The 11,473-nt window shown below is 38.9% G+C and carries 11 protein-coding genes; 5 read left to right on the forward strand and 6 right to left on the reverse strand.

Features of this window, described 5'->3' with window-relative positions:
• Positions 1-301: 301 nt before the first annotated feature.
• The 3 genes from F887_RS17655 to F887_RS17645 all read right to left on the reverse strand — a co-directional run bounded on the left by F887_RS17655 (position 302) and on the right by F887_RS17645 (position 2,924).
• On the reverse strand, positions 302-1,213 hold the full coding sequence (locus F887_RS17655) for a matrixin family metalloprotease (RefSeq protein WP_005290681.1): 912 nt from the start codon (positions 1,211-1,213) through the stop codon (positions 302-304).
• A 389-nt stretch (positions 1,214-1,602) separates the two neighbouring features.
• Positions 1,603-2,511, reverse strand: coding sequence for a matrixin family metalloprotease (locus tag F887_RS17650; RefSeq protein ID WP_005290684.1), 909 nt, complete (start codon positions 2,509-2,511; stop codon positions 1,603-1,605).
• Positions 2,508-2,924: a hypothetical protein gene (locus F887_RS17645; RefSeq protein WP_005290687.1), complete on the reverse strand. Its 417-nt coding sequence runs from the start codon at positions 2,922-2,924 to the stop codon at positions 2,508-2,510. Before F887_RS17645 ends, F887_RS17650 begins: the two co-directional genes overlap by 4 nt.
• A 195-nt stretch (positions 2,925-3,119) precedes the next feature.
• Between F887_RS17645 and F887_RS17640 the strand changes: the two genes are divergently transcribed.
• A complete protein-coding gene (locus F887_RS17640; RefSeq protein ID WP_005290689.1) occupies positions 3,120-4,004 on the forward strand; it encodes an MBL fold metallo-hydrolase in 885 nt (294 codons plus the stop codon).
• 73 nt (positions 4,005-4,077) lie between these two features.
• Here the strand turns inward: F887_RS17640 and dnaK are convergent, their stop codons facing one another.
• The 3 genes from dnaK to F887_RS17625 form a co-directional block, all read right to left on the reverse strand.
• Entirely contained in the window at positions 4,078-6,024 is a 1,947-nt protein-coding gene (dnaK, locus tag F887_RS17635) for a molecular chaperone DnaK (protein ID WP_005290692.1), read from the reverse strand.
• Between the two features lie 118 nt (positions 6,025-6,142).
• Positions 6,143-6,688 (reverse strand): nucleotide exchange factor GrpE, encoded by a 546-nt coding sequence (gene grpE, locus F887_RS17630; protein WP_005186322.1) that lies wholly within the window; start codon positions 6,686-6,688, stop codon positions 6,143-6,145.
• Positions 6,689-6,847: 159 nt separating this feature from the next.
• Positions 6,848-7,741: a LysR family transcriptional regulator gene (locus tag F887_RS17625; RefSeq protein WP_005290695.1), complete on the reverse strand. Its 894-nt coding sequence runs from the start codon at positions 7,739-7,741 to the stop codon at positions 6,848-6,850.
• Between the two features lie 107 nt (positions 7,742-7,848).
• Here F887_RS17625 and F887_RS17620 point away from each other — a divergent pair, with 107 nt between their 5' ends.
• From F887_RS17620 to F887_RS17605, 4 genes are all read left to right on the forward strand, one after another.
• Positions 7,849-8,703, forward strand: coding sequence for an MBL fold metallo-hydrolase (locus F887_RS17620; RefSeq protein WP_005290698.1), 855 nt, complete (start codon positions 7,849-7,851; stop codon positions 8,701-8,703).
• A 382-nt stretch (positions 8,704-9,085) separates the two neighbouring features.
• Positions 9,086-9,325, forward strand: coding sequence for a hypothetical protein (locus F887_RS17615; RefSeq protein ID WP_005186334.1), 240 nt, complete (start codon positions 9,086-9,088; stop codon positions 9,323-9,325).
• A gap of 361 nt (positions 9,326-9,686) precedes the next feature.
• Complete coding sequence (locus F887_RS17610) at positions 9,687-10,757, forward strand: alpha/beta hydrolase (protein ID WP_212749621.1); 1,071 nt, start codon at positions 9,687-9,689, stop codon at positions 10,755-10,757.
• Between the two features lie 149 nt (positions 10,758-10,906).
• Positions 10,907-11,461, forward strand: coding sequence for a peptidylprolyl isomerase (locus F887_RS17605; protein WP_212749627.1), 555 nt, complete (start codon positions 10,907-10,909; stop codon positions 11,459-11,461).
• The last annotated feature ends 12 nt before the right edge of the window (positions 11,462-11,473 follow it).

The raw sequence follows: 11,473 nt of genomic DNA on the forward strand, positions 1-11,473 counted from the left end.
TTTTTACGATATTTCTGGAAAATGAATAAAAATACATTTGTAGAAATACTCGTGAAAAATCATGATAAATAAAAGAGATTTGTTTATTAAATGATCTAAAATTAAAATGAGAACAACGATTTATTTTTTATTGTGAATGGACTGAATCACTAAAATTTTAATCGGGTAACTTAAAAAATCAATTTTTCTTAGAGATAAAAAATACATTCTATTTCACATAAAAAAATTATCTGTTTGTACAAAAACTATACTTAGAGTCTAGTCAGTGTTAATTCTTGTAAACAAAAATCCGTTGTTGTTATCAATAAATGGCTTTTACCAAATCTTTATCAGAATCGGTCAGTGCAAATTGCTGGAAGTTTTGTTTTTGGATCACAGGGTACATCAGTGAGCGAGGGTCGTTGGTATGCTCTAGACCGAGTGCATGTCCAAACTCATGTGCCAGTGTTAAGCGTAGATCATTTGCAGATGAAAATTCATAAATCAGAATCTGCTTGCCATTGAAATGACCTTTATGCAGTAAATGTGGCTGAAACACCTGATTAAATTGGCTTGCCGATGCAACCAGTTGTTGATTGCTTTGGTTTAAGTTTTGGATGCTTTGGTTGAGTTGCTGTGTCCGTTGATTATGTTCCTGAACTTCGCGCTGTAGCACTAAAGATTGTTGTTCCAACATTTTTTGTCTTTGTGAAAATTGTTGAGCCAGATCTTTAGATGTCGAACGTGTTTGATTGAAACGAAGTACTTCCGCGTTATATTGCTGGAATTGCGCGTTCAATAGCGCTTGTTTGCTGGCAATTGATGCAGTGGTTTTTTGAATTTCATTTTTTACTTGTTGTAGTTGTTGATTTTGATTTTCCCATTGTTTTTGTTGTTGTTTGAGTTGATCTAAGCTTTGTATACGATCAGCACTGCGTTGTTGGCGCTCATCAAAGACCAGATTAATGGTAAATTCAGCTTGTGGGTCATAAATAAAATTTTGTTGTCCTGTTTCTTGCTCCCAAAGTTTAGCGGCTTGTTGGGTTAATTCGAGGACTTGCTGTTGACTGAGATTGAAACGGGAATCGATGTCAGCGATACGGTAGCGTAAGGTTTTTTTAATCGTTTGATGCTGATGCACATCAATAGGGTTGGTATTGGTTTGGGCATTGCTCAGTTGAGGCGTTATCATACTGATACAAGCCATTAAGGCTACTAGATAATGAGCTCGCATTGTAAATCTCCCCAAATAAAGACTTATTTTTCATCATTATTTTGTGAGCGTCAAAATGCTATCTGGTTAATAAATAAAAGTAAAAAATGTGACTTTTTTCCAAAAAATAAAAAAATGAATCGAATGATTTGCAGAATGATAAAAATAAGGATTGGTGTGTTTTTTGATCGTAATTTGAAAAATATCAAGCTATTAAATTGATCACCGTAGAAAACGGAAAAATTCTCGGAAATAAAACTTAAAAACCCTCTGTTTGTTAACTTTTGTAAATATTATATAAAATGGTAAAGTTTTCTACTTTTAGATAAAAAAATGTTGATATGTGACATTTCTAGTCCATCAGTTTTTATTGTTTTGGAGCCTGATTGGACTGCAATGTTCTGTAGCGATTATCTTCCCAACAATAAATCACGATCGGACTGGGTTAAACGGAAATGCGCTGTATTTTGATCTTTCATGATCGGGTGCATCAGTGCCTGAGGATCATCAGTATGCTGTATGTCCAATGCATGGCCTAATTCATGGGCGAGTGTTAAACGTAGATCATCTTCAGATTCAAACTCATAAATTAAAATCTGTTTGCCATTAAACAAACCTTTATGGAATAAATGGGGTTTAAAGCGTTGCTTATATTGACTCACCGAAGCATTTAGTTGTTGATCCAAAGCATTGAGCTCATCAATCTGCTGATTTAAATCCACGATTGTTTGATTATATTGATTAATTTCTTGCTGTAATAACTGTACGTTTTGCGCTAAGACCTGTTGTCGTTGCTGAAAATACTCTGGATTGGCAATCGAGGCTCGATTCTGCTGCGCATTGTGTTGTTCTTGATTGTAGTGTTGAATCTGTTGGTTAAGCTGTTGTTGTTTTAAATCGAGAAATTGCTTACTACGAATAATTTCCTGTTCAATTTGATCAAGTTTTTGTTTTTTCTCTAGCCAGTGTTGTTGATTGGATTGAAGTTGACTGAGGTGTTCGCGACGTTGTTCACTTTCTTGTTGGCGTTCATCATAGATCAAGTGGATTGCAAGCTGAGCATTCGGGTCATAGACAAAATAATCTTGCCCTGTGCCATCTTTCCAGATTTGCGTTGCTTGCTGGCTGATTACTTTGACTTGCTCAATGCTGAGTTTAAAGCGCGGGTCAACTTCGGCAATACGATAACGTAGACGAGTATCAAAGGGGTTGCTGATACGGTCGGTGAGTGAGTTAAATTTAAGTTGAGGGTGTTGGCGGGTTTGATAACCCGACCAGAATAGAAATAGCACCAATGCAATAATTAGGGCGAGTCTCATTCAGCATTTTTTTCAAATAAAGGTTGATAGAGGCTAGGCACAACTAAAACACCCCAGATGAGTGTAGAGAGAATATTGCCTAACTCATAAAAAATAGCACTTAAACCTGAGATGAAGGTCCAAGAATAACTCGGTAACAGATAAAAGAGTAACAGAGGGAAAAAACTATACACATAGACCTTTCTGGCCCAGTCTTTGAATAAAAGCAAACCAATCAATACAATCAAGAGACCAATCGCCAGGAGACCTGAGATGATTACCTCCCAGTTTTGTGGTTCCGTTGCTAATAATTCATTAACCATGATAGATGTTTCATCATAAGCATCAAATATTGCACTGATAAAAATACACAGCAGCGAAAAAATAAGGATGAATCTAAATTTGGTTTTGGTTATGACAGGATCTGTTTTCATCTTCTATCTAGGTATCTTTCTTTTAGTGTTTTGGATTATACAGAAAATAAATTTATGTGTATCAAAGCAATCTTGATGTACTGACTGCAATCAAGCTCGGTTTTGGGCTTCTGCTTGTGATTGATTCATATAGCTGCCATATTGAGGACGGAACCATTCATTCTGACAATTAAAAGAAAATGCAAAGGAACATGCATGCTGAAATATCTACTTAAAGCACCTGAAACTGCGTGGACGGCTAATTCACCAGCGGCGGCAAAAACTGAAAATTTAAAAATTAAATATTTGGGGACCGCAGGATTTATCTTGTCTGATGCCAACCGAACATTAGTACTCGATCCTTTTATTAGTCGCCCAAATTTCTGGCAAACCTTTACTCAACCTTTATGTAGTGATCCAGCATTGGTCAAACGTTATATTCCAGATGCGGATGAGGTATTAATCGGGCATGCGCATTATGATCATATTCTGGATGCACCAGAAGTGTGTAAACAAACAGGGGCTCGTCTCATTGGCTCTGAAGCCAGCTTGATGTATGCCCGTTCTGCAGCTTTACCAGAGCAACAGATGCGAGTCACACAGGGAAGGGAGGTGATCGAGTGTGGGAAATGGCAAGTGGTTGGTTTACCTTCAATCCATGGTAAGGCTTTATTTGGACGAGTGCCGTTACCAGGGGATATGACCACACCGCCACCTTTTCCACCGAAATTTCATCAATTACGGCATGGGTTGGTGCTGAATTGGTGGATTGATACAGGACAGCTTCGTGTTGTTCACATCGATTCTGCTGATTTTATTGAACAGGAATTGCAGGGCAAACAAGCTGATATTGTGTGTTTATGTGCAATCGGACGCAAATATCGTCCAAACTACGTCAAAGATGTGGTGCGACTATTGAAACCGAAATACATTATTCCCTGTCATTGGGATAGCATGGTCACGCCAATTGATGCGCCAGCGCAGTTATTGCCAGGTGTGAATATTCCTCAGTTTATTGAAGAAATTAAAGCGTGTGGGGTGATACCTTTGTTTATGCCAATTTTGGGCGAACTGTATTTTGAACAATCTAAATTTATCTGATAGCCACTTTTTATAAATAAGTTTTAAGCAAAAAAAACCGCGCTTGCGCGCGGTCTTTTTTTAAAGAGACAAATTATTTTTTGTCATCTTTTACTTCTGTGAACTCAGCATCTACAACGCCATCGTCCGCTTTTTGTTGTTGACCTGCATCGCCACCTTGGAATGCATTTGGATCAAAACCTTCTGCGCCGCCAGCTGCACCTTGTGCTTGTTCATAAGCACGTTGTGTAATAGGCATCAAGATGTTTTGTAAAGCTTCAGTTTTCGCTTTGATGTCTTCAACATCATTTTCTTTAGTTGCTGCTTCAAGCTCAGAAACCGCAGTTGTGATCGCAGTTTTTTCATCTTCAGTCACTTTGTCACCAAGATCTTTTACTGCTTTCGTCGAGCTAGAAACAAGTGCATCTGCTTCGTTACGTGCTTTTGCTAACTCTTCAAACTTACGGTCTTCTTCAGCATTTGCTTCAGCATCTTTGATCATCGCTTCGATTTCAGCATCAGACAAACCTGAGTTTGCTTTAATCTGGATTGATTGCTCTTTACCAGTACTCTTATCTTTAGCCGATACTTTTAAGATACCATCAGCGTTGATGTCGAACGATACTTCAATTTGCGGTACGCCACGTGGAGCAGGTGGGATATCGCCTAACTGGAAGTTACCCAACAATTTATTTTGTTGAGCCATTTTACGTTCACCTTGGTAAACCGAAATGTCTACTGCAGGCTGGTTATCAGCAGCTGTAGAGAACACTTGTGATTTCTTCGCAGGAATCGTAGTGTTTTTCTCAATGATCGGAGTCAATACGCCGCCCATTGTTTCGATACCTAAAGTTAACGGTGTTACGTCTAATAAAAGTACGTCAGTTTTGTCACCAGACAATACTGCACCTTGAATCGCAGCACCAATCGCAACAGCTTCGTCAGGGTTCACGTCTTTACGTGGCTCTTTACCAAAGAATTCTTGTACTTTTTGCTGTACAAGCGGCATACGAGACTGACCACCGACCAAGATCACGTCAGAAATCTCAGAAGTTGAAAGACCTGCATCTTTAAGCGCAATGCGGCAAGGCTCAATGGTACGAGCAACTAAATCGGCAACTAACCCTTCAAGTTTTGCACGTGTTACGTTGATCACTAAGTGTTTAGGACCAGTCGCATCAGCCGTGATGTATGGAAGGTTGATTTCAGTTGCATTCGATGAAGAAAGCTCGATTTTCGCTTTCTCAGCTGCTTCTTTTAAACGCTGTAACGCAAGTGGATCATTTTTCAAGTTCACACTTTGTTCTTTCTTGAATTCTTCAACCAAGAATTCAATTAATGCGTTATCAAAGTCTTCACCACCAAGGAACGTATCACCATTGGTTGATAACACTTCGATTTGTTGGTCGCCATCAAGGTCAGCGATTTCAATGATTGATACGTCAAAAGTACCACCACCTAAGTCGTAAACCGCGATTTTACGATCGCCTTCTTTTTTGTCCATACCGAACGCAAGTGCCGCAGCAGTTGGTTCGTTAATGATACGTTTAACATCAAGACCTGCAATTTTACCTGCATCTTTAGTCGCTTGACGTTGTGCATCGTTAAAGTAAGCAGGAACAGTAATCACTGCTTCAGTGACTGTTTCACCTAAATAGTCTTCTGCAGTTTTCTTCATCTTTTTCAAGATTTCAGCAGAGATCTGTTGCGGTGCTAATTTTTTATCGTTTACTTCAACCCAAGCATCGCCATTGTCTGCTTTGATGATTTTGTAAGGTACAAGACCGATGTCTTTTTGTACCGCTTGATCTTCATAACGACGACCGATTAAACGCTTGATTGCGAATAATGTATTTTTCGGGTTAGTTACCGCTTGGCGTTTCGCGCTTTGACCAACAAGGATCTCGCCATCTTTATAGGCAATGATCGATGGAGTTGTACGCGTACCTTCTGCATTTTCGATTACTTTTACTTTATCGCCTTCAAGTACAGCAACACATGAGTTGGTAGTACCTAAGTCAATACCAATAATTTTTGCCATTGATTGTGTTCCTCTAAAATTTTGTTGCAATGTTTTGCTTGTTATTCGATATGAGAGTTAATCGGTTTTTTTCAAGCATTTTTGTGAAAAAAAATCAAAAAACTCTCAAATTTTTACCTTATTGACCGACCATGACCATCGCTGGGCGAAGTAAACGACCATTTAAGGTATAGCCTTTCTGTAAAACAGTGCCAATTTGATTGGCTTTGGCATTCGGGTCGATTCCCACAGCTTGGTGTAAATCCGCATTGAAACCATTTTGGGTATCTGCTTCGACGACACCAAATTTTTCTAGTGTGGTGAGTAGCGATTTCAAAGTGAGCTTAATCCCTTCAAGGACAGGGGTCTGTTCTTCACCCGCGGCTTGAATTGCACGTTCTAGATTATCGACAGAATCCAATAATTCTTTCGCAAATTTTTCCAGCACAGTCTCTTTATGCTTTTCAGATTCACGTTGAATACGTTCAACACTTTTTTGTGCCTCATAAACAGCATTGGCTGTACGTGCTTTTTCGAGTTTTAAGCTTTCTTCGAGTTTAGTGATTTGAGCTTGTAAATCTTCAACGCTAAGCTCGTTTGCCTGCTCTACACCTTCAGCTTGAGTTTGTTCAGTTTGTTGCTCATTTTGAATGTCTTGAGCTTGCTCATTGTGCTCATTAGCCATTGACGATCTCCGTTGAAAAAAGTTCTTAAACATGTACAGTCCTTCTGGCGTTAATGCTCATAGGGTTAAACCCGAACTGCCACATCTTGGTCATTCATAGATAGGGATGAAGTATGGGCAACGCGACAAAATTCAAGCGTTCAGGTCGATTTAAATCTTTTAATTTTGCTGATTTAAGTAAAAATTTAAGTTTTCAATCACAAAAGCAATAAATTCTTGGGTTATTTTCGGTAAATGTTGTCTGGATGCATAAACCAACGATAAGGTCAGATCAGGTGCTGAAAAATCAGTAAACACCTGTTGCAAACGTTGTTGAGCGATATCTTTACGCACCAGCAACGTTGGCAACATCGCAATACCTTGTGCTTTAAGGCACATCTGATAAAGCGCGATCACATCATTGCTTTTAAACGTAACATTTAATGGATAGTTCTGGGGTTGCTGATCTGTATCAAACAAGGTCCAGTATTGGTTATGTGTGTGATGGGCAATGCATTCATGTTGAATGAGTTGACTGGGATGTAATAGGGGAGTGTGGTCTTGTAAATAGTGAGGATGTGCACAAAAGGTTGATTCGATTTGACAGACAGGTCGAGCAATTAATCCATCTGCAACTTTCTGAGTAATACGCAAAGCCAAATCGACATGTGCATCCATTAAATCAACGGTATTCTCTGTGAGGTACACATCAAAATGAATCTGTGGATAGCGCTTTTTAAATTGTTTAATACATTCATTGACACCGAGCTGAAATAAAAACAAACCACAAGTAAAACGAATTGTCCCGTTATGTTGTTCGGGTGCGGCCAAACCTTCTAATAGCTGTTGCTGCTGTAAAATATTTTCACAATAGACTAGCGCTTTCTCACCTGCTGGGGTGAGCGACACTTTACGGGTATTACGTTGAAACAGTCGGGTCGAAAAGGTTTGTTCGAGGTGGTCTAAATAGCGAGACACCATTGCTTTAGAATAATCCAAATGTTCTGCAGCTTTGCTGAGGTTGCCTTGGTTCGCAATACAAACAAAGACTTGAATGGCTTTTAAGGTATCCATGTTTATTATCATTGTTGCAAGATATGCAACATTTTATCTTAGTTTAGTGTGTTTCTTCAGCAATAATTGCAATTTAAAGTGTTCCTTATCAAATTGGAGACGATAAGATGAACACTAAACCTTATATTATTGCTTTATCAACTTTGGCAGCAACATCTGCTGCTTTTGCACAAGATTTAAAAATCCAAAACTTTCTAGCTCAACCTGAGCACTTCGGTGTGACTTCAACCTTGATCGAAGGTGATAAAGAAGTATTATTGGTGAATGCTCAATTTTCTAAATCAGAAGCATTGCGTATCGCTGCTGATATTTTAGACAGTGGTAAAACATTAAAAACTATTTTTGTCAGCTATGGCGACCCAGATTTCTATTTTGGTTTAGATGTATTTAAACAATACTTCCCAAATGTGCAAATTATTGCGACGCCTGAAACAGTGAAACATATTCAGGATACTCAAGCACTGAAAGTGGCGTACTGGGGACCGAAAATGGGTGCGAATGCACCGAGTCAAATTATTGTTCCTCAAGCCTACACCGCAAAAACGTTAAAGCTTGAAAATGAAAACATCGAAATTAAGGGTAAGAAAGAACTTACTTACTTGTGGATTCCGAGTGCCAAAGCGGTTGTTGGTGGTATTCCAGTGTCATCAGGCATTCATCTTTGGACTGCGGATACCCCTACAGCAAAAGATCGTGCTGAAGTTGTCCAAACGTTAGAAAGCATTAAAGCCTTGAATCCGAAGGTTGTTGTCCCTGCGCATATGAAAGCAGGCGCTGCTGAAGGTCTGGATGCAGTTAACTTTTCAATCGACTATTTAAAGCAGTATGAAAAAGCGGTTAGAGTAACAAAAAACTCGGCTGAATTAATCAAAACAATGCAAAAACAATATCCAGCTTTAGGCGAGTCGAGCAGTTTGGAACTGGGTGCCAAAGTTGTTAAAGGCGAAATGCAATGGCCTTAAGTCTAGACTAGTGTTTTACAAGAAACCGTGATGAAAAATCACGGTTTTTTTATGTGCACTACATTTATTTTTAATCAAAACTATCTGATTGTAATCTTTTAAGCAGATTGTGCAGTGTTTCTATGAATTATAAAAAAATAAGATAAAGGCGTTTTAATTGACTAGATAAAGATGAAATCACTTGAGTCATAACACCTTAGCTATTTCGCAGCGCGTCAAAAATGTGTGAAACCTGAACGTAGTTGATTTAAGAAAAATTGCAAAACAATGCTGTTTGCTTAACAAACTGCAACTAATACGCATCACGTCCAAGAAAAAAATTGTGAATTATAGGCAACGCAAAGACAACTTTGCTTTTTGTCATAATGAAAGGAAATACACAATGAAAAAGTTAGCATTGATCTCTATGGTTGTATCTGGTGTTGCATTAACAGCTGTGGGTTGCTCAACTCAAGGTGGGTTGGATGCTTCTGGTTCAGCTCAAACAACAAGTGCAAGCCCATCAGGTGTACAAGGTGGTGTTGGCGTGCAAGCAGGTACATCGGTAGATGTTCAACCAGGTGGTGCTTCTGCTGACGTTTCAGGTTCTGTATCTGGTTCAGCAGGCGGTTCTGCGCAATAATTTTTGATTAAGTCTGCGAGCATGAGATTGGAAATGAGATGCCAACTTTAATTTCAATCGATTTATGTACTGCTATACATATTTGCACAGCGACTGAATTCATCAAATTGACACTTTAAAAGTGATATAAAACCAGAGCCAAGACCTTGGCTCTGGTTTTATTGTTTGGAAAATCGAAGCTTAAAACACGATTGAATTGACATAAAAAGTAGGTGGTAATAAGCACAATGGTTAATGACTTTTTAATAAGAGCCCTTTAGCGTACGACATAATTTAAAATCTTGAACTTGATCTAAGACTTTATAAAAGCATATAGTCGAAGGCAACAAGAATTATGGATAGAGCGAAGAAGGGGACAAAAGTGACAGCATTACCTCAAAAAATTCAGACGATTTTAGATAAAGGACAAGGTCCTGCTGCACGAGCACTCGATAAGCTCCCCAAAATCGTACAAGAATCTTTGGCTAAGATTTTAGCTTATCCGCACCAGTATCCAGATTTAGATTCATTTACCAAATGTCTGATGGCTGTGCAAATTAAACAAGGCCGGATTGGTTTTATTGGTGATGATCCGATTGAGTCTCGCCGTCAGTTTGATGCGCAAATGTTGGCAATTATCAATAAACCAACTTCAGTTGCATCGGTTGAAGATATCCGTCTGCCTCTACAAAGCGGAACAGTGTTTGCCAGACACTATCATCCAGCACCCAATAAAAAACTGCCGATCATCGTGTTCTATCATGGTGGTGGCTTTGTCGTTGGTGGTTTGGATACACATGATGAAGCGTGCCGCTTAATTGCCAAGTATGCAAAAGTACAAGTACTCAGTATTGACTATCCACTTGCACCCGAAGCATCACCACAGCTATTGATAAAAACTTGTGAAGATGCGTTGGCATGGGTATATCAAAATCGCCGTCAATTGAAAATTTATAAGAATCGTATTGCTGTCGCTGGTGACAGTGCTGGTGGCAATATTAGTACGGTGGTTGCGCAGCACTCCGTGGGGAAAGCTTACGCACCGCAAGCACAACTATTGATTTACCCAGCGGTTGATTTTAAAAGCCGCCATCCATCTTTCTATGCATATGGAGAGGGTTTGGTGCTGACCAGTAAAGATGTGGATTACGTGACAGACTATTATGCAGCACAGCATAATGTTGCGCTCGATGATCCATTGATCTCACCGACCTATGGAAGTCTTAGAAAATTAGCACCTGCTTATGTCATTACTGCGGGACATGACTTACTGCATGATGAAGGGGCGATTTATAGTCATAAGCTGAGACAGAATGGGGTCAAAGTCCAATATGTTGATTATCCAGACCAAACACATGGCTTTATTAACCTAACGCCTGTCTCAAGTAAGGCCAAACGCAATACCATTGAAATGGCCAAGAACTTTAGAAAGTTCTGGGATAAACATAGTTAATGACGGGCTAACAAAATCCTTGAACCGATGTTTCACGTGAAACATCGGTTTTCTTTATCAAAGATAACAAATAGAAATAGCAAAATTGGATTTGCAAAACTAAGATGAACTTTCACAACAAATCTATGTTCAAGTCGAGAAAAGCAATGATGAAAAAGTTGTTCATGGCAACCAGTTTAATTTTGGCAAGCAGCCATTTATTTGCAAATACCATGATTGATATGAAAACCAGTATGGGGAATATCGAAATCGAACTTTTTGATGATAAAGCACCTGTGTCTGCAAAGAATTTTGAAAGCTATGTAAAAAGTAACTTCTATACAGGTACCATTTTCCACCGTGTGATTCCTGGTTTTATGGTTCAAGGCGGTGGTCTCGATGCAAATATGGTTGAGAAGACAACCAAAGCACCGATTGTGAATGAAGCCAATAATGGTTTGAAAAATACCCGTGGTACTTTAGCAATGGCACGGACCCAAGATCCAAACTCTGCAAGTAGCCAATTCTTTATTAATGTCGCAGATAATAACTTTTTAAATAAATCACCGATGGATGCAGGCTATGCCGTTTTTGGTAAGGTGACGAAAGGAATGGATATTGTCGATAAAATTGTAAAAGTACCGACAGCTAACTTTGGGATGCATCAAAATGTACCAAAACAGCCGATTAAAATTATCAGTGTACAGATAAAAAGCACTAAGTAAAAAGCAAAGCAG

The sequence above is a fragment of the Acinetobacter sp. NIPH 2100 genome (genome assembly GCF_000369805.1).
In the GTDB taxonomy this organism is placed as follows: domain Bacteria; phylum Pseudomonadota; class Gammaproteobacteria; order Pseudomonadales; family Moraxellaceae; genus Acinetobacter.

Coding starts and splice junctions, on each gene's coding strand:
- F887_RS17655 (WP_005290681.1), bottom strand. CDS start 1,213: ATGCGAGCTCATTATCTAGTAGCCTTAATGGCTTGTATCAGTATGATA.
- F887_RS17650 (WP_005290684.1), bottom strand. CDS start 2,511: ATGAGACTCGCCCTAATTATTGCATTGGTGCTATTTCTATTCTGGTCG.
- F887_RS17645 (WP_005290687.1), bottom strand. CDS start 2,924: ATGAAAACAGATCCTGTCATAACCAAAACCAAATTTAGATTCATCCTT.
- F887_RS17640 (WP_005290689.1), top strand. CDS start 3,120: ATGCTGAAATATCTACTTAAAGCACCTGAAACTGCGTGGACGGCTAAT.
- dnaK (WP_005290692.1), bottom strand. CDS start 6,024: ATGGCAAAAATTATTGGTATTGACTTAGGTACTACCAACTCATGTGTT.
- grpE (WP_005186322.1), bottom strand. CDS start 6,688: ATGGCTAATGAGCACAATGAGCAAGCTCAAGACATTCAAAATGAGCAA.
- F887_RS17625 (WP_005290695.1), bottom strand. CDS start 7,741: ATGGATACCTTAAAAGCCATTCAAGTCTTTGTTTGTATTGCGAACCAA.
- F887_RS17620 (WP_005290698.1), top strand. CDS start 7,849: ATGAACACTAAACCTTATATTATTGCTTTATCAACTTTGGCAGCAACA.
- F887_RS17615 (WP_005186334.1), top strand. CDS start 9,086: ATGAAAAAGTTAGCATTGATCTCTATGGTTGTATCTGGTGTTGCATTA.
- F887_RS17605 (WP_212749627.1), top strand. CDS start 10,907: ATGAAAAAGTTGTTCATGGCAACCAGTTTAATTTTGGCAAGCAGCCAT.